The organism is Bacillus sp. F56, assembly GCF_001748205.1.
Lineage (GTDB): Bacteria > Bacillota > Bacilli > Bacillales > Bacillaceae > Bacillus > Bacillus stercoris.
Window position 1 is genome coordinate 603,828 of record NZ_BDFC01000005.1, and the last position, 23,620, is coordinate 627,447.

21 protein-coding genes are annotated in these 23,620 nt (G+C 43.7%); 10 read left to right on the forward strand and 11 right to left on the reverse strand.

Annotation, left to right across the window (positions count from 1 at the left end):
- Positions 1–15 precede the first annotated feature (15 nt).
- Both BFW96_RS07765 and BFW96_RS07770 read right to left on the reverse strand, forming a co-directional pair.
- A complete protein-coding gene (locus BFW96_RS07765; RefSeq protein WP_069839113.1) occupies positions 16–1,401 on the reverse strand; it encodes a hemolysin family protein in 1,386 nt (461 codons plus the stop codon).
- 332 nt (positions 1,402–1,733) lie between these two features.
- Entirely contained in the window at positions 1,734–2,915 is a 1,182-nt protein-coding gene (locus tag BFW96_RS07770; protein WP_069839114.1) for a pyridoxal phosphate-dependent aminotransferase, read from the reverse strand.
- Between the two features lie 157 nt (positions 2,916–3,072).
- Between BFW96_RS07770 and cueR the strand changes: the two genes are divergently transcribed.
- A complete protein-coding gene (gene cueR / locus BFW96_RS07775) occupies positions 3,073–3,504 on the forward strand; it encodes a Cu(I)-responsive transcriptional regulator (protein WP_040083818.1) in 432 nt (143 codons plus the stop codon).
- Positions 3,505–3,564: 60 nt separating this feature from the next.
- The gene (locus BFW96_RS07780; protein WP_040083600.1) at positions 3,565–4,899 is read left to right on the forward strand and encodes a hemolysin family protein; all 1,335 of its coding nucleotides are present in this window, start codon (positions 3,565–3,567) and stop codon (positions 4,897–4,899) included.
- A gap of 58 nt (positions 4,900–4,957) precedes the next feature.
- On the opposite strand, the gene BFW96_RS07785 is transcribed toward BFW96_RS07780, so the two are convergent.
- Complete coding sequence (locus tag BFW96_RS07785; RefSeq protein WP_014663357.1) at positions 4,958–5,557, reverse strand: 1-acylglycerol-3-phosphate O-acyltransferase; 600 nt, start codon at positions 5,555–5,557, stop codon at positions 4,958–4,960.
- Between the two features lie 134 nt (positions 5,558–5,691).
- Positions 5,692–6,687: an aldo/keto reductase AkrN gene (gene akrN / locus BFW96_RS07790; protein ID WP_069839115.1), complete on the reverse strand. Its 996-nt coding sequence runs from the start codon at positions 6,685–6,687 to the stop codon at positions 5,692–5,694.
- A 196-nt stretch (positions 6,688–6,883) separates the two neighbouring features.
- On the opposite strand from akrN, the gene sigM reads away from it, so the two are divergent.
- Genes sigM through BFW96_RS07805 form a run of 3 tightly spaced genes read left to right on the forward strand, consistent with a single transcriptional unit; the run spans position 6,884 to position 8,719 of the window.
- On the forward strand, positions 6,884–7,375 hold the full coding sequence (gene sigM, locus BFW96_RS07795; RefSeq protein WP_003224177.1) for an RNA polymerase sigma factor SigM: 492 nt from the start codon (positions 6,884–6,886) through the stop codon (positions 7,373–7,375).
- A complete protein-coding gene (locus BFW96_RS07800) occupies positions 7,365–8,441 on the forward strand; it encodes an anti-sigma factor (protein ID WP_083252824.1) in 1,077 nt (358 codons plus the stop codon). The genes sigM and BFW96_RS07800 overlap by 11 nt, the downstream gene beginning before the upstream one ends.
- Positions 8,429–8,719, forward strand: a complete 291-nt coding sequence (locus BFW96_RS07805) for an anti-sigma-M factor (protein ID WP_003233341.1) — start codon at positions 8,429–8,431, stop codon at positions 8,717–8,719. The genes BFW96_RS07800 and BFW96_RS07805 overlap by 13 nt, the downstream gene beginning before the upstream one ends.
- 32 nt (positions 8,720–8,751) lie before the next feature.
- On the opposite strand, the gene BFW96_RS07810 is transcribed toward BFW96_RS07805, so the two are convergent.
- A complete protein-coding gene (locus BFW96_RS07810; RefSeq protein WP_069149279.1) occupies positions 8,752–9,180 on the reverse strand; it encodes a GNAT family N-acetyltransferase in 429 nt (142 codons plus the stop codon).
- A 109-nt stretch (positions 9,181–9,289) separates the two neighbouring features.
- Between BFW96_RS07810 and pdxR the strand changes: the two genes are divergently transcribed.
- Positions 9,290–10,699, forward strand: coding sequence for a MocR-like pyridoxine biosynthesis transcription factor PdxR (gene pdxR, locus BFW96_RS07815; protein WP_069839117.1), 1,410 nt, complete (start codon positions 9,290–9,292; stop codon positions 10,697–10,699).
- 36 nt (positions 10,700–10,735) lie between these two features.
- Here the strand turns inward: pdxR and BFW96_RS07820 are convergent, their stop codons facing one another.
- The 4 genes from BFW96_RS07820 to citA form a co-directional block, all read right to left on the reverse strand.
- On the reverse strand, positions 10,736–12,091 hold the full coding sequence (locus tag BFW96_RS07820) for a sodium-dependent transporter (RefSeq protein WP_069839118.1): 1,356 nt from the start codon (positions 12,089–12,091) through the stop codon (positions 10,736–10,738).
- Positions 12,092–12,212: 121 nt separating this feature from the next.
- Positions 12,213–13,610 (reverse strand): branched-chain amino acid transporter BcaP, encoded by a 1,398-nt coding sequence (gene bcaP, locus BFW96_RS07825; RefSeq protein WP_069839119.1) that lies wholly within the window; start codon positions 13,608–13,610, stop codon positions 12,213–12,215.
- Positions 13,611–13,861: 251 nt separating this feature from the next.
- Positions 13,862–14,731, reverse strand: a complete 870-nt coding sequence (locus BFW96_RS07830) for an SDR family oxidoreductase (protein ID WP_014663350.1) — start codon at positions 14,729–14,731, stop codon at positions 13,862–13,864.
- A gap of 73 nt (positions 14,732–14,804) precedes the next feature.
- Entirely contained in the window at positions 14,805–15,905 is a 1,101-nt protein-coding gene (citA, locus tag BFW96_RS07835) for a citrate synthase CitA (protein ID WP_069839120.1), read from the reverse strand.
- A gap of 108 nt (positions 15,906–16,013) precedes the next feature.
- Between citA and citR the strand changes: the two genes are divergently transcribed.
- Positions 16,014–16,889, forward strand: a complete 876-nt coding sequence (gene citR / locus BFW96_RS07840) for a transcriptional regulator CitR (RefSeq protein WP_014663348.1) — start codon at positions 16,014–16,016, stop codon at positions 16,887–16,889.
- 69 nt (positions 16,890–16,958) lie between these two features.
- Here the strand turns inward: citR and lytE are convergent, their stop codons facing one another.
- On the reverse strand, positions 16,959–17,969 hold the full coding sequence (gene lytE, locus BFW96_RS07845; RefSeq protein ID WP_069839121.1) for a peptidoglycan endopeptidase LytE: 1,011 nt from the start codon (positions 17,967–17,969) through the stop codon (positions 16,959–16,961).
- A 536-nt stretch (positions 17,970–18,505) separates the two neighbouring features.
- Between lytE and phoA the strand changes: the two genes are divergently transcribed.
- Positions 18,506–19,882, forward strand: a complete 1,377-nt coding sequence (gene phoA / locus BFW96_RS07850; protein WP_069839122.1) for an alkaline phosphatase PhoA — start codon at positions 18,506–18,508, stop codon at positions 19,880–19,882.
- A gap of 29 nt (positions 19,883–19,911) precedes the next feature.
- Here phoA and spoVR read toward each other — a convergent pair whose 3' ends face one another.
- Positions 19,912–21,318 carry a stage V sporulation protein SpoVR gene (gene spoVR, locus BFW96_RS07855; protein ID WP_069839123.1) on the reverse strand — a complete coding sequence of 469 codons (1,407 nt, stop codon included), beginning with the start codon at positions 21,316–21,318 and terminating at the stop codon, positions 19,912–19,914.
- Between the two features lie 164 nt (positions 21,319–21,482).
- Between spoVR and BFW96_RS07860 the strand changes: the two genes are divergently transcribed.
- Both BFW96_RS07860 and nsrR read left to right on the forward strand, forming a co-directional pair.
- The gene (locus BFW96_RS07860; protein WP_069839124.1) at positions 21,483–23,009 is read left to right on the forward strand and encodes a mechanosensitive ion channel; all 1,527 of its coding nucleotides are present in this window, start codon (positions 21,483–21,485) and stop codon (positions 23,007–23,009) included.
- Between the two features lie 107 nt (positions 23,010–23,116).
- Positions 23,117–23,557, forward strand: coding sequence for a nitric oxide-sensing transcriptional repressor NsrR (gene nsrR, locus BFW96_RS07865; protein ID WP_014663343.1), 441 nt, complete (start codon positions 23,117–23,119; stop codon positions 23,555–23,557).
- Positions 23,558–23,620: the final 63 nt, after the last annotated feature.

Sequence of the window (23,620 nt, forward strand, 5' to 3'; positions counted from 1 at the left end):
AAAAAAACCTTGAGCTTATTTCTCGCTCAAGGTTGCACTGTTCAGCATCACAGGCTCAGGCAGCGGCAGCTTGCGGTGCGCCGTAATCCCTGTTGTGCTGCCGGCTTCTTCTTTTATATCAATCTGCTTGATTAATCGGCCGTCCATCTTCAGCACCTTTATCGTATATGAATCGATGCGAATGGATTCACCAGCCTCAATATCGATGTTTTCTTTTAATATCAATCCGCCGATCGTATCGACGTCTTCTTGAATCGATGCGCCAAGAAGGCTATTCACCTGATCGATCCGAACCTTTCCATCCATCACATAATGGCCGTCGCCAAGCTTTTGGATCAGCGGCTGTTCATCTTCATCAAATTCATCTCTGATCTCGCCGACAATTTCCTCAAGAATATCCTCTGTCGTCACAAGTCCCGAGGTTCCTCCGTATTCATCAGACAATATAGCCATATGAATGCGCTCGCGCTGCATTTTAATCAGCAAATCATGAACCGGGATCGTTTCAATCACTTCGATGACCGGCCGCACATACGGATGGATCGTCATCTTCATTCGTTCTTCTTCTGCCATAAACAGCAAATCAGAAAACAAATGCTTCGTATTGACCAAACCGATCACACTGTCTTTGTCCCCAGCTGTGACTGGCCAGCGCGTGTATTTTTCCTTCAGCATGACTTCAAGCATTTCAGCCATCGTCATCTCTGTGGAGACCGCGGCCATTTCCTTCCGCGGTATCATAATTTCTTTGGCGATCCGATTATCAAATTCAAAAATCTTATTCACATATTTATATTCAGACGGATTAATCTCTCCGTTTTTTAAGCTCTCAGACAACAGCATCCTGAGTTCTTCCTCAGAATGGGAACCATCATGTTCTGACGCAGGCTTCAAACCGAACATCCCGCATAAAAGCCGCGCCGATCCATTGAGGATCCAAATAAACGGAAACAGGAGCAAATAGAATAAACGCAAAGGACCCGCTATCAGCAAGGTCAGCTGCTCTGCCTTTTGAATCGCGACCGTTTTCGGGGCCAGTTCACCTACAACGACGTGCAGGAATGTGATCAAGCCATACGCGACTGCAAAAGAGACTGCATGAGAAACCGAGTCCGGCAAGCCGAGCGGTTCAAACAATGGATGCAGAAGCCGTTCAAAGGCCGGTTCACCCAGTACGCCAAGTCCAATTGATGTCAATGTAATGCCCAGCTGGGATGCGGATAAATATTCATCCAAATCTGTAATGACACGCTTTGCGAGTATCGCCCGTTTGTTTCCTTCTGTGATAAGCTGATCTATTCTGGATCTCCTTACTCTAACAATCGCAAACTCGCTTGCAACGAAAAACGCCGTTAAAGCAATGAGCACGCCAATTAAAATCAGACTGTCAATATCGTCCATTTAACCTTATCCCTCTTATTAAAGGATAAGGAGTCACCTCCTGATATAATCATTTTTCCTTAACATTGAGGTACGCGGTGTATTGTTGCCTAAGCAGAGGGCCCCATCATACCACCTCCAAAAGTCAAAGTTTGATTATAAATTGTATATTTTATTGTAACACAACTCATTCCAAAAATGATTTTTAATTTTTAGACTTTTATTATAGGGAAAGCCTTAATTGCACGCACTGCTTGGCAATTCTGCTGACTGCCTGAATTGAGGAGTAAAGATTTTGTGAGTATATAAAAAAGAAAACAGCATGGAAAACTGTTTTCTCTTTCTTTGCCTTCTTAAGCAAAATCTTTATATAAAGAAATGAAAATATCCCGTGAGTTTTTAATCTGCTCGATCGGCACACTGAAGGATAAACGGAAATGCCCGCTCATTCCAAAACCGCTGCTCGGCACAATTAATAATTTGTATTTTTGGGCGGCATGCACACAAAATGCGACTTCATCTTCAATCGGCGATTTCGGAAAAACAAAGAAGCCTCCCTTTGGCATTTCAAATTCAAAACCGGCTTCTTTTAAAATATCTACCATTAAATCCCGGCGCTCCTTATACGCGCTTGCGTCTACTCTTAAATCATCCATTCGTGCCACAGTCCGCTGCATCATAACAGGGGCATTCACAAATCCAAGCGTTCGATTACAATACACAAAAGCGTTGATCAAAAGGTCCGCATTCGGCATTCGGCTGTCTAATCCGATATACCCGAGCCGCTCCCCGGCTATGCCGAGATCCTTACTGAATGAGCTGGCCAAAATCACACGATGATACGATTGAAACGGATTTGCCAGCTCTTCATCATAGATTAATTGACTATACGGTTCATCAAACAGCACATAAATCGTCTGGCCGTTTTTTTCTTCTATTTCTTTTAATAAAGCGCCTAAATCGTCTATATTTTTCTGGCTGAGAACAGTGCCTGTCGGGTTATGCGGTGTATTGAGAATCAGCCCTTTTGTCTGCGGGGTGATCGATTGCCTTACCGCTTCAATGTCGATCTCGAACCGGTCTGTCAACGGGCAGCTGACGGCCTTGCCCCCATAGTTCTCAATATACAACTTATATTCGGCAAAATAAGGTGCGAGAATAATGACTTCTTCCCCAGGATTTATGATGCTTTTTAACGCAACATTCAAAGCGCCGCCCGCGCCCACCGTCATGACGATGCGCTCCGCTGAGAAATCAGCTTCAAAACGTGACCCCAGAAATTGCGCGACTTTTTCTCTCGCTGCCGGAAGACCTTGGTTTTGTATGTATCCGTGGCTGCCTTTTTCAGCTTCCGCTATTAACGCTCTCTTAAAAGCTTCAGGAGGTTCAACAATCGGGTTGCCGAGTGAAAAATCAAATACCTGGTCTTCCCCGAACTCTTTCTTCAGCCTTGCACCTTCATCAAACAACTTGCGAATCCAAGATCCTTTATTTAAGTTTCCTTCAACTTCCCGGGATAACCCAGCCAATTTCATCTGTCCCTTCCGTGTATCATCATTTGAAAATTCTATCTTCTTATGTTACTTCAATCAGATCATGAATTCCACAGCTTCCAATTCCCGTCTGGGAAAAAACAATAAACTTGTGCAAGACACCGTTCATATATTAAACTATTCTCATAACTATAACGTGATGGTTGGGAGGGATATAGATGGGGCTGAGACTTATCGCATCAGTGAACTAGCGGCGCTCGCCGGAGTAACGAAACGGACAGTTGATTATTATACGAATCTCGGTCTGCTTACGCCGGCCAGATCCTGTTCAAATTACCGTTACTACGACGAAAATGCACTCAAACGGCTTATATTTATTGTAGATTGCAAGAAGCAGCGATTGGCCCTGTCCGATATTAAAGATCGACTGGAGAACCAGTTTCCCTCTTCAGCTAAACTTAATGATGAAATTGGAAATCTGGCATTAGAAATTGATCATATGAATCAAAACATCTCCGGAATCTTGCATCGGTTTGAACGGCTGAAGCCTGAGGATCGTGACAAGCTGAAAAGCAAGCTCCCGCCTGAAAAGCTCGCCGTGTTCCAATCATTAATGCTGCTGTTAAGTTAAAACCATTTTATCTAACAGGAGGTGTTACCTTCATTCTCATTGCTAGAGTGAAGGTTCTAATTGGACATAGTGAATTTGATTTTAGTTGCTGTTTTAATCGCCCTGACGGCATTTTTCGTGGCATCTGAGTTTGCCATTATCAGAATCAGAGGCTCACGGATCGATCAGCTGATCGCGGAAGGAAATAAAGCAGCAATAGCCGTAAAAAAAGTGACCACGCATCTTGATGAATATTTATCTGCGTGTCAGCTCGGAATTACACTGACTTCCATCGGATTAGGGGTCTTAGGTGAATCAACGATTGAAAGGCTGCTTCACCCGCTTTTCGTAAAATTGAACGTTCCAGGTTCCCTTTCACATGTCATATCGTTTATTTTTGCGTATGCCATTATCACGTTCCTGCACGTTGTTGTCGGAGAACTTGCACCTAAGACAGTCGCTATCCAAAAGGCGGAAGCAGTGTCTATGCTGTTTGCGAAACCGCTGATTTGGTTTTACCGCATTATGTTCCCGTTCATTTGGCTTTTGAACAATTCCGCACGGTTATTGACAAAAGCATTTGGCCTGGAGACCGTTTCAGAAAACGAACTGGCCCACTCTGAAGAAGAGCTGCGAATCATTTTGTCTGAAAGCTATAAAAGCGGTGAAATCAACCAGTCAGAGTTTAAATATGTGAATAAAATCTTTGAATTTGACGACAGGCTCGCGAAAGAAATTATGATTCCGCGGACCGAAATTGTCAGCCTTCCGCATGATATCAAGATTTCTGAAATGATGGACATCATTCAGATCGAAAAATATACCCGCTACCCTGTGGAAGAGGGCGATAAAGATAACATTATCGGGGTTATTAACATAAAAGAAGTGCTGACCGCCTGCATCAGCGGCGAGGTATCTGTTGATTCGACCATTTCTGAATTCGTCAATCCGATCATTCATGTCATTGAATCTGCGCCGATCCAAGACCTGCTTGTCAAAATGCAAAAAGAGAGGGTCCACATGGCCATCTTGTCTGATGAATACGGCGGCACTGCCGGGCTTGTAACGGTTGAGGACATCATCGAGGAAATTGTCGGTGAAATTCGCGATGAATTTGATATTGATGAAATTAGCGAAATCCGCAAAATCGGCGAAGGCCATTATATTCTTGACGGAAAAGTGCTAATTGACCAAGTAAACGACCTGCTCGGCATTCATTTAGAGAACGAAGAAGTCGATACAATCGGCGGCTGGTTCCTTACTCAAAAATACGATGTTGAAAAAGATGATTCTATCATCGAAGAAGGCTGCGAATTCATCATTAATGAAATTGACGGCCACCACGTCGCATATATTGAAGTGAAAAAGCTTCAAGAAGAAGAACTTCTCGAGACTGCTAACCAGCAGGAAGCATAATAAGAAAAGCACCTTATACAAGGTGCTTTTCTTATTTTCACAGTTTCAGGCTAACGCCTTATAGCTGATCAAGTTTGTTCTCTAATTCTTTAATCCGCTGATTCAAAGCCTCTGTCATTGCTGCAAGTCTTTCCTTTGACGGCAGGTGGGCAAAATCAGCCTGGTGAAGAGGCTCACCGATAATCAGCTTCATTTTTCCTTTTTTGAACAATTCTTTTCCGCTTGAAGGGCCCTGATATGCAGCAGGAACAAGCGGCGCTTTCCCCATTTGCGCAATTGTCACCGCACCTCTTTTCAAAGGCACGTCCTCAGAGGTTCTTGTTCCGCTTGGGAAGATACCGACAATCTCTCCTTCTTTCAGTAGCTTAATCGGTGTTTTAATACTGCTTGGCCCGGGATTTTCCCGATCTACCGGAAAGGCATGAATTTTCTGCAGAAACGAACCGATCCATTTATTTTGAAAAAGCTCTTTTTTCGCCATGTAGTGTATTTGATAAGGAAGAATCCCGACTCCGAGTGTAATCACATCAACCCAGCCGGAATGTGTACACGCGATGACAAAACCTGAATCGGCCGGAAGGTTTTCTTTGTTATACACCTTCACTCCTCCGCGAAGAGAAAGAATAACTTTTAAAGCATTTGCACAAAACTTATACATATCGCACTTCCTTTGTCGTAATCAATGATTCTTTCTGTCATCTATTATAACAATATTTTTTATTACCTGGTACTAATTTTTAAGATTTCTCCCGTTAAAACGCCAAAAAGCTGAGGATTCGCCCTCAGCTTTTGTTATATTTCCTCTCTGGTCGGCGGGGCCATAAACTCCGGTCCGACTGGGTCTGAAATTGTGTTTTCCAATATGATATTGATATCTTTCTGATCTTCACTATTCAGCGTCCAGCCTGTAATCTCAGATAGCGCCTCAAGCTGCTCAGGCTTCCTTGCCCCCCAAAGAGCGACATCCGCTCCCGGCTGGTCTAAGATCCATCTGACAGCCAAGTGAATCACAGATTTTCCATAGCGAGTCTTCGCCAGCTTATCCAATTGATTGACAGCAGAAAGATACTCTTTAAAGCGGGGCTTCTGGAATTTTGGATCGTGATTACGCAGATCATCGCCCTCAAATGTATATTCTTCAGTCATTTTGCCTGTTAACAGCCCTCTGCATAAACTGCCGTATAATAAGGTTGTCACCTTGTGATCTCTCGCATACGGAAGAACATTCTCTTCCATTTCTCTTTCAAACAAATTATAAGGAGGCTGAATTGTATGGAGTGGTGCAACAGCGCGAAATGTATCCATTTGCTCAATCGAAAAATTGCTTACGCCAATCGCCCGGATTTTTCCCGCATCATATAATTCCTTCATGACTTCCGCTGTTTCTTCAATTGGCACAAGCGGATCAGGCCAATGTACCTGATAAAGGTCAATATAATCTGTTTGAAGCCGTTTTAAAGAATTCTCAACTTCCTCTACAATTCTCGCTCTGTTCGCATGGCGGAACAGCTGGTTGTTCTTCCAGTCCAAAGCCGTTTTCGTTGCGAGAATCACCTTGTCTCTATTGCCGTACTCCTTGATTGCCTTTCCGACGATTTCCTCGGACTGCCCGAAGCCGTAAGCCGGCGCGGTGTCAATCAGTGTAATCCCCTGATCAAGAGCGGCGCGGATTGTTTTAATCGATGTTTTTTCGTCAGTGCCTCCCCACATCGTGCCTCCAATCGCCCATGTGCCGAGGCCGATTCTGGAGGCTTCTATTCCTGTGTCTGCGATACTGGTATATTCCATTGTGCCACTCCTTCACTTTTTCACTATCTTTTCCCCTCTGGAAAAATTGTTAAACATTTCTCCGCACTATCTTTTGCGGCCATTTTTGGGTACTATATAGGAATGGTGTTTGATTAGGTATAAAAAAGCCGTTTGCATGTAATGTGCAACTTTAAACCTTTCTTATGCGTGTATAACATAGAGGGGAGAAAAGGCAGTGACGATCGATGAAATTTACCAAATGTACATGAATGATGTTTACAGGTTCCTGCTCTCCATGACAAAAGACAAGCATCTTGCTGAAGACTTGCTGCAGGAAACCTTTATGCGGGCATACATACACATTCACTCCTATGATCACAGCAAAGTAAAGCCCTGGCTTTTTCAAGTGGCGCGAAACGCCTTCATTGATTACGTCAGAAAGCATAAGAAAGAAGTAACCATTTCTGATGACTTAATCGGAAGCCTCTTTCAAAATGCTGTTCAGAGCCCTGCCCATCAGGTAGAGATAAAGGAAGTGCTGACTGGTTATATGTCCGAGCTCCCCGATAATTATCGGGAGGCCTTAACGTTATATTATTTAAAAGAGTTAAATTACAAAGAAGCATCCCATATTATGAATATTTCAGAGGCGAATTTTAAAAGTGTTTTATTTCGTGCCAGACAGCGGCTGAAAGCACTTTATAATAGAGGTGTTAATGATGAATGAAGAATTTAAAAAGCGTTTTGATCAATATAAAAATGGGGAAATGAGCGACCAGGAAATGACCGCATTTGAGGAAGAACTTGAGAAGCTCGAAGTATATCAGGAACTGATTGACAGCGAGCTAGAGGACGATAACGATTGGGATATCAGCATCAGTCCTGAAAAACAAAAAGCGATTTTAGCCTACGGCAAACGCAAATCTTATTTGCGAATTTCTGTGCTTGCCGTCATTTCGACATTGATGATTTTGCCGCTTTGCACGCTGGGAAGCTACCTCTATTACGGGATGGGCGGAAAACACAGCACCGGCAATGAGTTTATGGAAACCGCCGCAGTCACTGTAGCCCTGACCATGCCGAATGTTCTTGTTGATACTTCCGGGCTGAAAAGCCAAGTGAAGCTGTTTGGCATGAATACGGAATTCCCGCTGCAAAAGCAGATTGGCACGAAGACGGCTGCCGTAGGGAATGAACGGGTTGAAATGTTTTATAACAAAGTAAAAGCGCCGGCTGTAAACTACTATGACTTAGAAGCGAATAAAACCGGCCATTACTTCACACACCCTTCAAACACGTCTGAACAAACAACCGCAAAAGCAGAAAAAACATTAAAGACATTGCCTGAAGGAACGGTATCCGAGGTCTACCTTTCATATGACCGCGCATATCCGACAAAAGACGTGTATAGCAAATTCAAAGGCTATGATGTGAGCTTTTTGTGGAACGCAATCGAAACAGAGAAAAACACAAATAAGACAGCTTCAACAGAACCTCTTGGCTATCCTGGAAAGGATTCAAAGTTCTTGGCTGCCCTTAATACAAAAGGCAAGTCGAATGGCGATCAGTTTATCAACGCCCTGAAATTTATGTCCAAACACGAAAAATGGGCTCAGGTCATTTCAAAACGCAAAGACCTGAATGTAGATAACCGATTAGATTATGTAGAGAAAAACGGTGTCAATGTTTACGGTTCGGTCGTTACAGGACCAACCAAGGAAATCCAGCGGATGCTGAAAAACAAATCTGTAAAATCAGCGAATGTCGGCGAGGTGGAATTATGGAACTGGTAAGAATTTTTAAAGAACACAATGTATTCGGCTGGATCTCTGTCGGGACAGCGGTTCTGTCCCTGCTCTTGCTGAATTTGGCGATTATCAGCAATGTCACGTTTTATTCCTATCAAATGCTTCCGTTCGCCATGGCTGCCGTTCCGTTCGGCGTTGTTGAACTCTTCATCAAGAGAGGACGCACAGGCCCCGGCCTGCTCGGCGTCATCCTTAATCTCTTTGTGATTATTTGTGTGTATACCATTGTATCTGTAGATACAAATTTACAGTTTGGCTTTTAAAAAAAGACGCCTTTTCAGGCGTCTTTTTTCATTTACACCGGTTTTCGGAACAAATAGCTTTCTATAGCAAAACCCATTTTTTCTGTATAAAATCGATGTGCGTCTTTACGCTGAAGGCCAGATGAAAGACTGACAAAGCCAAGTCTGGCTTTACTCGCCCAGTCTGCGGCATAATCCAAAAGCATTTTGCCGTATCCCTTTGATCGGCTAGGTGCCGTTGTAACTAGATCCGCAACCCACAAGTGCTCTCCTTGATGAATGGAAACCCTCGGCTGAGCGCCGCACAGCGCTCTGATCTCTGTATCTTCATATAAGGCAAAAAGCATATACGATTCTTTCTGCACACAGGCTTCAAGCCTTTGTAAATATGTCTCGATATCTAGTTCTGTTCTCAATTCACCCATGACCGGATACGACTCAGCCCATTCTTCTTTCGTGGTTAATTGTTTGATATGAATCATCTTCTCAATCCCCTTTCCTTTCGTTACAATGATCATAGCTAATAAATGGCATTTACCAAATAGCCAATATCAGAAAAAATGACCATGCCAGATAAAAAGGAGACATGAGATGGATATCACGCCGTTTCTTGATAAAAAGAGCAAAATACCGCTGTATGAGCAGCTCTATACCTTTTTCAAACAAGAGATTTCACATGCGCGAATCACAAAGGGAACAAAACTTCCTTCAAAACGCAGGCTCTCCAGCTTGCTCGATGTCAGCACGGCAACAATAGAACGAGCTTACGAGCAATTAACTGCTGAGGGCTATGTCAAAAGCAAGCCGAAAATCGGCTGGTTCGCCGCGGAAGTAGAACCAGATTTTCCGTCAGCTCGTGACCATTTTCAGCAGTCTGCACAGCCTGGCTCACATAAAAAGAACGCACCTGCTATTGACTTTCATCAAGGCAATGTTGATCCGGCCCACTTCCCGTTTACCGCTTGGAGAAAAAGCATAGTAAAAAGTCTGGATCGCTATTCCGATTCGTTCCACACCTCTGGAGACCCTCAGGGAGAATACGAACTCAGGCACACGATTGCCCGATTCGTCAGGCTGTCTCGGGGAGTCAATTGCGATCCCGGCCAGATTATCATTGGTGCAGGAACCACCGTGCTTCTGCAAATTCTTTGCCTTATGCTAAAACCAGGGACAAAAATCGGCTTTGAAGAACCGGGCTTTCACCGTTCAAGAAAGATATTTGAAGCAAATCGCATGAATGTCATTCCGATTTGTACTGATGCAGAAGGCGTCCTGCCGGATGAGCTCTACCGCCGGAATCCTTATTTCATGTATACGACTCCTTCGCATCAGTTTCCGCTTGGGACCATCATGACGATAACCCGCAGACAGGAGCTGCTTGCATGGGCAGCAAAATCAAATTCATTCATTATAGAGGATGATTATGACGGGGAATTTCGCTACAGCGGCCATCCCATTCCGTCTTTACAGGGCCTAGATCCGAATGGCAGAGTCATATATCTTGGCACTTTTTCAAAGTCACTTCTGCCTTCCTTGCGGCTTAGCTTCATGATTGTGCCCCCTGAACTCATGAAATCGATCAAAAACAACGCTCAGTTAATGAAGCAAACCGTCTCTGCCCACTCGCAATTCGCGCTGGCAGACTTCATCGAAACCGGAGAGTGGCAAAAACACATAAATAGAATGAGAGGCCTCTACCGAAAAAAACACGCTGTCCTGTTAGAAGCCATCCGCTCTGAACTAGGAAACACCGTTGAGATTCTCGGTAAAAACTCAGGGCTTCACATTCTGCTGCGTCTTTTGTTTCCAGCAAGTGAGGAAGAAGCAATAAAAGCAGCCGCAAACAACGGTGTAACCATCTATCCCGTCTCCCCTTCATATAAAGAACGAACGCCTTTTGCTTCTGTCTTAATCGGTTATGGCGGTTTGTCAGAAGAGGACATCAGGCTCGGCATCCAAAAACTGAAAACGGCATGGGCGCCGTTGATATCATCTTATTAAATAAAAAAACAGGCTCCATTCCCGGAGCCTGTTTTTTTAAAAAGATAAAATTCCAATTAAATTTAAGAACACGATAATAATGGCAAGCGGCACGATAAAACGAAGCAAATAAAACCATGTGTAAAAGAATGCTTTACCTGCATTTGATCCATTTCTCATTTCTGCCCAGAGCTCGCTCTTCGAAATTTTAAGCGGGATAAAAAGAGAAATTAACAGAGCGCCTGAAGGCATTAAAACATTGCTGACGGTAAAATCGGCAATATCAAAAAACGTTTTGCCAAATAGGTGCACATCACTCAATACGCCATAAGACAAGCAGCATGGGATTCCGACCAAAAAAATCAAAAGCCCGCTCGTCCATGACAGTTTTTTTCTCTTCTTTTCGTCCCCTTTTCCGATTGTGGCGACAATAATTTCAACCATCGAAAACGCTGAGGTTAAAGCCGCAAATAAAAACGCAACGAGAAAGCCTATAAAAAACAACGTGCCAAACGGCAGCTGTTCAAAAACGGCCGGAAGCACTGTAAACAGCAGTGTCGGTCCTTCATTTGGCTGAAAACCGAATGAAAAAACTGCCGGAAAAATAGCTAGACCTGCCAAGAGTGTCACAATGATATTCATCAAGACAATGGAGGCTGCTGAACGAGGGATATTTTGTGTTTTCGGCAAATAGGAGCTGTAAGTCACCATCACCGAAACCCCAAGTGTTAATGTAAAGAAGGCCTGTCCCAGAGCGAATAATATGGATTCCGGAGTCAGATCGCTGAAATGTGGCACAAGCAGAAACTTTACGCCTGCCATTCCACCATTAAGCGTAAGAGCCCGGAGAACAAGCAGAATAAACAACAAAAACAAAATCGGCATCATCACCGCGCTGACCCGTTCAATCCCTTTTTGAACCCCTCTGGCGACAACGATGACAGTCAGTACCATAAAAACAAGCTGAGCCGTGAGCGTCTGCACCGGATTTTGGATAATAGAAGCAAAAAGAGCGCCATACTGTGCTTGGGAAAGCCCGGACAGTGAGCCTGACGCTGTTTTTACGATATACAGCAAAATCCATCCCCCGATTACACTGTAAAACGACAGCACTAAGAAACACGCGGCTACGCCGATCCACCCCGTAAGAAACCAAGCTGATCGCGGCGCTTCTTTTTTATATGCATCAATGGCATTCGTCTGGTTCCGTCTTCCAAAAATAAATTCCCCCACCAAAAGCGGATAACCTAAGAGGATGGTAAATAACACGAAGATAAGAAAAAAGGCTCCTCCCCCATTGGTCCCCGCTACGTAAGGGAACTTCCAAATCGCGCCCAAGCCGATAGCCGAGCCGGCCGCTGCCATGACGAAACCAATTTTCGAAGCCCATTGGACTGTTTTTTGCTCAGACAATAAACGTCACTTCCTTTCCAGCCTATATTATCTCTTATTTTTGTCTTCATTTCTATAGATTCATTTGCCAAGAACAGAAAAGAGAGCGGCCTGTATGGCCGCTCTCTTTATCAAAGGTTATTTATTGATTTAATTTTGAATGCTTTCTTGAATACAGAAAATAGATGACCAAGCCGATTAACAGCCACACCAGGAAGCGGACAATCGTCACCCATCCCAGATTTAAAATCAAGAACAGGCAGAACAGAATCGCCAGGCCTGGGATCACGGGAACTCCCGGGCATTTAAAAGCTCTCGGAAGATCAGGCTGTTTCTTTCTCAAAACGATAACTGCCACAGAAATCAGGACAAATGCCGACAACGTCCCGATGTTTACCAGCTTTGCAAGTTCATCCAGCGGAACAAGTGAGCCGAGAAGCGCCGACATCGTTCCGAAAAACCAAGTGGCTACATAAGGTGTTTTGTGCTTTGGATGCACTTTAGAAAGTGAGCCCGGCACAAGTCCGTCACGCGACATGGCAAACATGACGCGGGTCTGCCCGTAAAGCATCACGAGCATAACTGTTGTCATTCCCAGCACGGCGCCAATATCAATGATGCCAGCCACCCAGTTTTGCCCTGCGCTTTGAAGAACAAGAGAAACCGGATGATCCACACCCGCAAATTGAGCAAACGGGATAACCCCAGTCATGATTGCTGATACGGTGACATATAAAATCGTGCAAACCAATAAAGAGAAAATAATGCCTTTTGGCAGATCCTTCGCGGGATTTTTCGTCTCTTCCGCAGCAGAGGATACAGCATCAAATCCGATAAAAGCAAAGAATACGAGCGCCGCTGCACTGAATACGCCGCCAAAGCCCATTGGCATAAACGGCTGCCAGTTGTGCGGCTTCACGTAAACGGCTGCCACCGCGATAAACAGCAGAACAACCAGTATCTTCAAGATAACCATAATATTGTTGACTCTTTTTGATTCTTTGATGCCTAAATATAGCAAATATGTGATCGCCATTACAATGACGAATGCAGGAAGATTAAACAGAGTAAAGGTGCCTTTCACTGCGCCCGGTGCCGCTGTTAAAGCAACCGGAAGATGAATGCCGAGCCCTGATAAAAATGATTGGAAATAACCAGACCAGCCGACCGACACTGCACTTACCGCCAGCATGTATTCTAAAATTAAATCCCACCCGATAATAAAGGCCATAAGCTCTCCCAATGTCGCATAAGTGAATGTATACACCGAACCTGAAACAGGCACACTTGACGCAAACTCCGCGTAAGACAGGGCGGCGAATAAACAAGCCAGCGCCGCCACAACAAATGAAATGGTCAGTCCGGGACCTGCCGTGACTGCGCCTGTTCCCGTCAGAACAAAAATTCCTGTACCAATAATGGCGCCGATTCCAAGCAACGTTAAATCGAACGCCCCTAATTCTCTTTTTAAAGACTTTTCACCGCTCGTCGAAGCGATTAAATCCTGAATGCTTTTCTTCCTAAAAACGCTCCCTTTCATTCCCCTTCAACTCCCGATCATCTATTTTTATATATTTTATTTGAATTTTCTGAATTAATGAGCGACAATGGTCATTTTTCTGTTTTTCTACTATATTTGTACTGGTCGCGAATCATTCCTTTCTCCTACTCAATATTATATATAAAATTGCAAAAATGAAAACAAAATTGTTAGAAAAATCGACAAATTTTTTATTTTCCAATTTCTAACCACGCAAAAAAACCAGCTATCAAAGCTGGTTTTTTCGTTGATTACGTTGAAATAAAACGGCCGCCATTCACATGAATGGTCTGCCCTGTCATATAGGAAGATTCGTCAGACGCCAGCAGAACATAGGCGCCCGCATGCTCAACCGGCTGTCCCGGTCTTCCCATCGGGGTATCCAAGCCATGCTGTTTCACTTTTTCCTCAGGGAATGTCGCCGGAATAAGCGGTGTCCAAATCGGGCCGGGCGCCACCGCATTCACTCTGATGCCTTTATCCGCAAGCGACATCGCCATGGACCGCGTAAAGGAGACAATCGCACCTTTTGTGCTGGAATAATCAATTAACGCCGTATCTCCTTCATAAGCGGTAATCGACGTCGTATTAATAATGGCACTCCCCTCTCGCAAGTGAGGCAAAGCTTTCTTCGTCATATGAAACATGGAAAAAATATTTGTGCGAAAGGTTTTTTCCAGCTGTTCTGTTGAAATATTGAGAATGCTGTCCTGGGGATGCTGTTCAGCGGCGTTGTTCACCAAGATATCTAGTTTGCCAAAATGGTCCACTGTTTGCTGCACAGCTTGTTCACAATGGTTCTCGTCCCCGACATCTCCCGGGATAAGCAGGCAGCGGACATTTTCCTTTTCGATCCGTTTACGTGTTTCCTCTGCGTCCGAATGCTCATCTAAGTAAAGAATGGAGATATCAGCCCCCTCTTTAGCAAACGCAATGGCAGCCGCTCTCCCTATCCCGCTGTCGCCTCCGGTAATGATCGCGACTTTTCCTTTCAATTTTCCGCTTCCTCGATAATCCTCGTCATCTGACAGGGGCAGCGGATTCATTTCTGATTCAATGCCCGGCTGTCTGTCCTGATGCTGGGGTTCTTGTCCTTCTGTTTGTCTGTCCATTGGGTTCACATTCATCACTCCTAGACATGTGGTTAATACTGAACGTTACCACACGACAGAAGTGAATAAACGCCAAAATATGCTATGAAAGAACTTCCTCAGGAATGGCACCTGTATATTTCGCTGACGGGCGGAAAATCATGTTGTTTTCTGCCTGTTCCAGCACATGGGCGCACCATCCCACCATTCGGCTTGCTGAAAAGGTCGGTGTAAACAATTCATCGTCAAAATCGATGGCCTTCATCACAGCAGCCGCATAAAATTCAACATTTGTGTACAGCTTTCGTCCAGGTTTGTAGATTTCAAGCAAGCGAATCGCTTCTGCTTCTACATGCAGGGCAAGATCGAGATCGCGGTCATTGCCGGCCACCTCTTCTGCTTTCTGTCTCAAAGCTTCTGCCCGCGGGTCTTTTGTTTTGTACACCCTGTGGCCGAATCCCATCAAGCGCTCTCCTTTTTCGAGTTTTTCTTTCAGATATGCTTCAGCATGTTCTTTTTCTCCAATGTCTTCAAGCATTTTTGTCACAGCAGAAGGGGCGCCTCCGTGGAGCGGCCCTTTCATCGTGCCAAGAGCAGCCGTGACGGCTGACACTAAATCACTTTCTGTAGATAAGGTGACCCGTGCCGAAAAAGTGGATGCGTTCATGCCGTGCTCCATGGCCAGAATCATATAGGCTTCAAGCGCTTTCTTTTTTGCCTCTGAAGGCTGTTCACCTGTGAGCATATAATAATAGTTTTCGACATGTCCGTACTGGGAAGAAGGTGTTATTGCTTGTTCACCGCGCGTCCATCTTTTTCTGTAGGCAATGATGGAGGGCGTGATTGCAATCAGCCGGATTGCTTCTTCTGTTTTCGGTTGGAATGTGTACGTATTTTCCCCCAATGCTGACACAACCGTTCTCAGCACCGACATATCGTCCATGTTGTTTGGCAATGACTGAACCAAGCGCTCAATGTGTTCCGGAAGGTGCCGGTCCGCAGCCAGCTTATCTTTAAATACCTGCAATTCTTCAGCTGAAGGCAGTTTCCCAAATAAAATCAAATAAGCCGCTTCTTCAAAGCTATGATTCAGTGCGATGTCTTTTGCATGATGGCCTCTGTAAATCAGACGCCCTTTTTCACCATCAATATGGCTGATGGATGTTTCCACACATGTAATTCCCTTTAATCCGTAATGTACCATTTGTATTCCCCCTATCCTTTTCTGTTATTATAGTAAATATAATATTTAAAAAATAATGAATATTTTAAAGGAAATTAATTAAAAATATTAATCAGAGGGAGAATAGAAATGGATTTCAAATGGCTTCATACCTTTGTGACCGCTGCGAAATATGAAAACTTCCGAAAAACAGCTGAAACGCTTTTCTTATCTCAGCCCACTGTGACTGTGCATATCAAGCAATTAGAAAAAGAAATCAGCTGCAAGCTGTTTGAGCGAAAAGGCAGACAGATCCAGCTGACTGATGAAGGCAGGGCTTATTTACCGTATGCGCTCAGGCTGCTTGATGATTATGAAAACAGCATGGCAGAGCTTCACAGAGTGCGACAAGGCTACTCTCAAACCTTACAGCTCGCGGTTTCTCCGCTTATTGCAGATACTGTGCTTCCTTCTGTCATGAAGCGGTACACAGCAATGAATACGGAAACAGAAATGGCGGTGACGATCTTCGAATCAGCGGAAATCGCGTCACTGATAAAAGCCGGGGAAGCTGATATCGGACTGAGCTGTCTAAAGGTACAGTCTTCCTCTTTAAGCTGCCACTGCCTTTATAAAGACCCTGTCGTCCTTGTTGCCCCGCCCGATCAGCGTTTCATAGAAGACAAAGAAATTGATGCCAAAGAGGTGCTCGAGCAATACCTGCTTTTGACCCACAATCATCCTGATTACTGGGACGACTTGCTCCGTCAAGTCAGAGTGACATTTCCATTTGTGAGGACAATGAAGGTCACACAAACACATATAACGAAACGGTTTATCAAGGAAGGACTCGGGGTTTCATTTCTGCCTTTATCTACAGTAAAGCGTGAGTTAGCAGAAAAACAGATGATCAGAATCCCTTATCAGTCTGCTCAGCTTCCCTATGCCGGCGCTTATGCAATCGCCCTTTATGAAAATAAGAAAGAAAAAAAATTCTTGGATTTTTTATCACATTTTCATTTTTAGGAGCAACCAAAATGGATGTGCTCCGTCTAATGAAAAAAACCCGTTCCAATGAACGGGTTTCCTCTAAAATTAGAATCTTTTCGCACCGAGGTAACGAGGCTTCCAGTAGCTGTTGTCCAGGCTGCTGATTTGTACGCCGTCAGATCCTGCATGAATGAAGCTGTTGTTTCCAATGTAAATCCCCATGTGAGAAGGGCCGGATTTATATGTTGTGAAGAAGACGAAGTCACCAACAGACGGGCTGGCAATGCTTTTCATAGAACTCCAGTATCCCGCAGTGCTTGTTCTGCCCACACTTGTTTGTTTATTCAGTACATACCAAATGAATCCGCTGCAGTCAAAGCCGGAAGTTGTCGTTCCGCCCCATTTATATGGCGTTCCGACTAACGCTTTCGCATCAGAAACCAGCTTGCTCACATTCAGTGATGTAGTAGATGATGCTTTGCTGCTTGAAGATGATGAAGAAGAAGCAGGTTTGGAGCTGCTAGTGCTTGTTCCTTTCACCTTCAATACTTGGTTGACATAGATTACATCTGATTTTAAGCTGTTTAAGCTTTTTAATTTGCTAACCGTAGTGCCGTATTGTTTTGCGATTTTAGACAGACTGTCCCCGCGCTTCACTTTATAAGTGGAAGTTGATGACGTTGATACGCTCGATGAGCTGGAGCTGCTTGAACTTGATGAGCCTTTCAGTTTCAGGACTTGTCCAACACGAAGCAAGTCTGATTTTAAGCCATTCAGTTTTTTCAGTTCATTGACTGTCATGCCGTATTTTTTTGAAATTTTCCACAGGCTGTCTCCGCTCTTTACTTTGTATGTAGAAGAAGAGGAAGAAGAAGAACTGCTGCTTTTTGAACTTGTAGATTTGCCGTTAATCGATAAAGTCTGTCCCACATAAATAAAGTCTGAACGAAGGTGGTTCTCTGATTTAATTTTACTGATCGTTGTGTCGTATTTTCTTGAAAGATCCCATAACGTGTCGCCTTTTTTCACCTTAATGCTTTGTGCAGACGCCGCTCCTGCAAATAATGTCGATCCTAAAACAACTGCTGTCGTAGCTGTAATGATTTGCTTTTTCATATTTTCCTCCCCAAATGTTAACTCTCTATATATGTATCTCTTTTTTTTAATTAATCTTATTGGTTTCTATTATAAGGATAGATTCCCATCAGAAATAGTCTTGACTTCATGTGACAAATTTCTTAATTATTCGTTCTAAAAAAAAGTTTTTAAGGGTATTAAATATTTCATTTTCGTTTCAAAGGTGACAAAAAACGAGTGCTTTTGTCATGTTTTATGGGATGTTTTTCAACATAAAGGAAATAAATGAAAACTTTCGGGGGTCCACTCACTTATGGAAGAATGTGTGATAAAGAATATACGAGGAAAGCTGCGGTTATCCGCAGTTTTTTTATTTAAACAAACATATCATGCAAAGACAGAGAGGTAAAGATTTTTCTGAAAAAGGAATGCTTTGAACCAACTAAGGCAAAATAACGAAACGGCGTTTTTCATTTCCTTACAATGCTTTACTTAATGTTCACACGATCAACAGATGTATTTAACAAAATTTCCCTAACATGATAAACATAACACATTAAAGGAGGCATGCAAAAATGAATTTGTTTCAAAATATGAAATCAAAACTTCTGCCAATCGCCGCTGTTTCTGTCCTTACAGCTGGAATCTTTGCCGGAGCCGAACTCCAGCAAACAGAAAAGGCCAGCGCCAAAAAACAAGACAAAGCTGAGATCAGAAATGTCATTGTGATGATAGGCGACGGCATGGGGACGTCTTACATAAACGCCTACCGTTCCATGAAAAATAACGGTGAAACACCGAATAACCCCAAATTGACTGAATTTGACCGGAATTTGACAGGCATGATGATGACGCATCCGGATGACCCTGATTATAATATTACAGATTCAGCAGCTGCCGGAACAGCATTAGCGACAGGCGTTAAGACATATAACAATGCAATTGGCGTCGATAAAAACGGAAAAAAAGTGAAATCTGTGCTTGAAGAGGCCAAACAGCAAGGCAAGTCAACAGGGCTTGTTGCAACGTCTGAAATTAACCACGCCACCCCTGCCGCATATGGGGCCCACAATAAATCTCGGAAAAACATGGACCAAATCGCCAATAGCTATATGGATGACAAAATAAAAGGCAAACAAAAAATAGACGTTTTGCTTGGCGGCGGAAAATCGTATTTTAACCGCAAGGACAGAAACTTGACAAAGGAATTCAAACAAGCTGGCTACAGCTATGTAACAACTAAACAAGCACTGAAGAAAAATAAGGATCAGCAGGTGCTCGGGCTTTTCGCGGACGGAGGGCTTGCTAAAGCGCTTGATCGCGACAGCAAAACACCGTCTCTCAAAGACATGACGGTTTCAGCAATTGAACGCTTGAACCAAAATAAAAAAGGATTTTTCTTGATGGTCGAAGGCAGCCAAATTGACTGGGCGGCCCATGACAATGATACAGTAGGAGCCATGAGCGAGGTTAAAGACTTTGAACAGGCCTATAAAGCCGCGATTGAATTTGCGAAAAAAGACAAACATACACTTGTGATTGCAGCTGCAGACCATACAACCGGCGGCTTTACCATTGGCGCAAACGGCGAAAAGAATTGGCATGCAGAGCCGATTCTCTCCGCAAAGAAAACGCCTGAATTTATGGCCAAAAAAATCAGTGAGGGCAAGCCGGTTAAAGATGTGCTCACCCGCTATACCAATCTGGCATTCACATCTGAAGAAATCAAAAGCGTTGAAGCAGCTGTACAGGCTGACAAAAGCAAAGGGGCCTACAAAGCCATCATCAAGATTTTTAATACTCGATCTAACAGCGGATGGACGAGTACGGATCACACCGGCGAACAAGTGCCGGTATACGCGTACGGTCCCGGAAAAGAAAAATTCCGCGGATTGATTAACAATACCGATCAGGCAAATATCATATTTAAGATTTTAAAAGCTGGAAAATAAAAAGGATGCAGAACGCTGCATCCTTTTTTTTATAAATACCTGCGGTGAACACCTTTTCCATCGTACGAAAACATGACTTCCTTATCCTCAAGCACAGACTCAATGTGCACGCTTCTTCCCCAAAGCTGGAATAAATAAGGGAGCACTTTCTCCAAGTATTTCAAATCCAGCTCTATGCCCTCATACCAATGCTTAATATAGAGTTCGTTATTTTTCATATAATCGCCGTCGTTTACCGTCAAATATGGAAAGCCGCCATTTACCCGCATGCTTACGAGCTGGTCGCGCACCGACTTCCACTCTTTATCAATGATCTTATAATCTCTGCCCTGTTTTTGAAACAAATAAAGATCTTCGCGCATGACTAAGTCTTTGGTTAAATAATTGCGGATGAAAGAGATATCGGATTCAATCTCCCTGACCTCAAACATTTTCTCCCGGCCGGAGTCAGGCTGCACGCCCATTTTCTTCATTTCCTCCGTCGGGTTGTTGTACCGCTCCTCAATGTCTTCAAATATTTTCAGCCCTAAATAATAAGGATTAATGCCTGTTTTGGATGGCTGAACGACACCTGCATTCAGCTTGGCGAACTCGATCGCTTCATCAGAGGTTAAATCAAGCTCACGTATAATTCGCTGGTGCCAATAGGAAGCCCAGCCCTCATTCATAATCTTTGTTTCCAGCTGAGGCCAGAAATAAAGCATTTCCTCCCTCATCATCGTTAATATATCACGCTGCCATGGCTCCAGCTCCCGGGAATGCTCCTCGATAAAAAGCAGGATATCTTTTTCCGGCCGCGGCGGGAACGGTTTTTTCGATTTTTTCACTTGTTTTTTCGGTTTCTTTTCATCCAAAGACCATAAATCATCGTAAGGTGTGGCTGCCTCTTCAATCTCCTCTTCCTCATCATCCACACTCCATTGGAGCTTTGGGCGGACCAACGACGGATCGATATGCTCCTGAATCGCAAGGATCGCATCTAAAAATGACTCTACTTCTTTTATCCCGTGAACCTGTTCATAGTGTTTTATCCGTTCAGCCGTTGCCGCCATGCTTTCCACCATATCGCGCTTCGTGTTTTGGAAACGGCAGTTGTTTTTGAAGAAATCGCAATGGGCAAGAACGTGAGCGACAATCAATTTATTTTGGATCAGTGAGTTGCTGTCCAGCAAAAAAGCGTAGCATGGATCTGAGTTAATGACCAGCTCATAAATCTTGCTTAATCCCAGATCATAATGCAGCTTCATTTTGTGAAACTGCTTGCCAAAGCTCCAGTGGCTAAATCTTGTCGGCATCCCGTACGCGCCAAATGTATAAATAATTTCAGCCGGGCAGATTTCATATCTCATCGAGTAGAAATCAAGGCCGAATCCTTTTGCAATTTCGGTAATTTCCTCAATTGCCCGCTGTAATTCTTTCTTCTCCTCCGCGTTCAACCGAATCCCCCCTACTTGGACTTATCTATAATGTATGAGCCCGCCAGACAAAAGATGATAGCCTCACTCTGGCTAGAAAAATATTCCCCGGCACATTCAGTAGTTTGCTTATTGGATCAGTGGGTAAACACACACCATACTACGAAAAAAAGGAGCGATACCAATTGAATGTAGCAGACGTGCTTTCTTCTTATCTCAGTAAGCTGCCAAACGTAATTATTGCTTTACTTGTCTTATTAATCGGATGGGCTATCGCTAAAATCATTGAAAAAGCGGTATACAAAGGACTCAGCAAAACAAAAATCGATGACAAACTCTTTGCTGGGAAAAAGCCTTCACGCTATTCCTCTGAAAAAGTCATAAGCAAGGTCGTTTATTTTATCGCATTGATCATCGTCTTTATTTTATTCTTTAACATTTTGCACCTGACAACAGTGGCATCACCATTTGTCAGTATGCTGTCGGCGATTGCAGCGGCGATCCCAAGCGTGCTGAAAGCCGGACTCATTTTGCTGTTAGGATGGGCTGCAGCCTCTGTTTTGAGCTTCCTTGTCAAAAAAATCGGGATGAAGCTGAACACGAGTGACAAACTGCGCAAGTGGAATTTGGTGTCTGAAGGAAAAGATATTCATCAGGCTGTCAATACCGCTTCACAAATTGTCTTTTATCTCGTGCTGCTTGTTTTCCTGCCAGGGGTCTTATCTTCTTTAAAAATAAGCGGCATTTCAGGCCCTTTTACAAATATGATGGAAAGCGTGCTCGCTTTTCTGCCGAAATTATTTGCAGCGGCGCTTATCGTATTAATCGGCTGGCTTGTTGCCCGCCTTGTACGTGATATCGTTACGAATTTCCTTGCAAGCATCGGCACGGAAAGATTCGCGGCACGTATGGGTTTATCCATTTACTTAAAAGATACAAGCCTTTCTGCAGTCATCGGAACAATCGCTTATGTGCTGATTATGATTCCGGTGGTCATTTCGGCGTTGGATCAGCTGGATGTCGCCGGCATTTCAAAACCGGCTGTCTCTATGCTGAATACGATTTTAAACATGCTTCCGAACATCATGATGGCCATCGTGCTTGTTTTAGCTGGTTTGTGGGCAGGAAAATGGGTGAAATCCATGGTGTCCGGACTGCTTCATCGCGCAGGCTTTGATTCTGTCTTAGGAAAAATGGGCATGGAAGCCGGAACGTCTGCAAAGCTGTCCTTGTCTCAAGTTGTCGGTTTGATTGCGCAAATCATTGTCATTCTGCTGTTTACAGCCGAGGCGCTTCAAATTGTTCGGCTGCACTTCCTCGTAGAAATTGCGACTGGCATCATCGCGTATCTGCCGAATGTCCTTGTCGCCGTATTCATTCTCGGAATCGGCCTTTACGCCGGGGAATTGGTGCGGAAAGTGCTCGCAAGCATGATAAAAGGCAAGGAATTCAAATCTTTAGCGGCCATCGCTAAATACACCATAATCGCACTTGCTTTCTTTATGGCCCTGGATCAGCTTGGTGTCGCTGCGACAATTGTCAATTCCGCGTTCATCATCGTTCTTAGCGGCTTCGCACTCGCTTTTGGTTTATCCTTCGGCCTTGGCGGAAAAGATTTTGCATCACGTTATCTGTCTACATTTGAACGCAAAATGCAAAACACCGAAATTGAAAAAAACGGCCAAAACCAAAATCCGCCAAATGACATGTAAACAAAAGAACATGCACCCAGCAGGGTGCATGTTTTTTAATTCCTTTTTTTTCATTTTTCAATCGATTATGATAAGATATAGAAAATGTCTTATTCTGAGGTCTTATTATGAAGTTAACCAATTATACAGATTATTCATTAAGAGTGTTGATTTTTCTGGCTGCAGAGCGTCCCGGAGAACTTTCAAATATAAAGCAGATTGCTGAAACGTATTCTATTTCAAAAAATCATCTTATGAAAGTCATTTACAGGCTCGGCCAGCTCGGCTACGTAGAAACGATACGCGGACGAGGCGGCGGCATACGATTAGGCATGTCCCCTGAAGACATCAACATCGGTGAGGTTGTCAGAAAAACGGAGGACGATTTTAATATTGTTGAATGTTTTGATGCGAACAAGAATCTCTGCATTATTTCCCCGGTGTGCGGCTTAAAACATGTGCTTAATGAAGCGCTTTTGGCCTATCTTGCGGTTTTAGACAAATATACACTGCGCGACCTCGTCAAAAACAAAGAAGATATCATGAAGCTTTTAAAAATGAAGGAATAGATCCATGATTCCTTCTTTTTTTGTACCCTTTTGCCCCTTTTGTATTAAGATAATATAGCTATT

What these genes read in the sequence shown, in the direction of transcription:
- BFW96_RS07785 (WP_014663357.1), bottom strand. Translation starts at nt 5,557, where the DNA reads ATGTATAAGTTTTGTGCAAATGCTTTAAAAGTTATTCTTTCTCTTCGC.
- bcaP (WP_069839119.1), bottom strand. Translation starts at nt 13,610, where the DNA reads ATGAAAGGGAGCGTTTTTAGGAAGAAAAGCATTCAGGATTTAATCGCT.
- nsrR (WP_014663343.1), top strand. Translation starts at nt 23,117, where the DNA reads ATGAAGTTAACCAATTATACAGATTATTCATTAAGAGTGTTGATTTTT.
- phoA (WP_069839122.1), top strand. Translation starts at nt 18,506, where the DNA reads ATGAATTTGTTTCAAAATATGAAATCAAAACTTCTGCCAATCGCCGCT.
- BFW96_RS07800 (WP_083252824.1), top strand. Translation starts at nt 7,365, where the DNA reads ATGATGAATGAAGAATTTAAAAAGCGTTTTGATCAATATAAAAATGGG.
- pdxR (WP_069839117.1), top strand. Translation starts at nt 9,290, where the DNA reads ATGGATATCACGCCGTTTCTTGATAAAAAGAGCAAAATACCGCTGTAT.
- BFW96_RS07805 (WP_003233341.1), top strand. Translation starts at nt 8,429, where the DNA reads ATGGAACTGGTAAGAATTTTTAAAGAACACAATGTATTCGGCTGGATC.
- cueR (WP_040083818.1), top strand. Translation starts at nt 3,073, where the DNA reads ATGGTTGGGAGGGATATAGATGGGGCTGAGACTTATCGCATCAGTGAA.
- lytE (WP_069839121.1), bottom strand. Translation starts at nt 17,969, where the DNA reads ATGAAAAAGCAAATCATTACAGCTACGACAGCAGTTGTTTTAGGATCG.
- BFW96_RS07765 (WP_069839113.1), bottom strand. Translation starts at nt 1,401, where the DNA reads ATGGACGATATTGACAGTCTGATTTTAATTGGCGTGCTCATTGCTTTA.
- citA (WP_069839120.1), bottom strand. Translation starts at nt 15,905, where the DNA reads ATGGTACATTACGGATTAAAGGGAATTACATGTGTGGAAACATCCATC.
- BFW96_RS07810 (WP_069149279.1), bottom strand. Translation starts at nt 9,180, where the DNA reads ATGATTCATATCAAACAATTAACCACGAAAGAAGAATGGGCTGAGTCG.
- akrN (WP_069839115.1), bottom strand. Translation starts at nt 6,687, where the DNA reads ATGGAATATACCAGTATCGCAGACACAGGAATAGAAGCCTCCAGAATC.
- citR (WP_014663348.1), top strand. Translation starts at nt 16,014, where the DNA reads ATGGATTTCAAATGGCTTCATACCTTTGTGACCGCTGCGAAATATGAA.
- BFW96_RS07770 (WP_069839114.1), bottom strand. Translation starts at nt 2,915, where the DNA reads ATGAAATTGGCTGGGTTATCCCGGGAAGTTGAAGGAAACTTAAATAAA.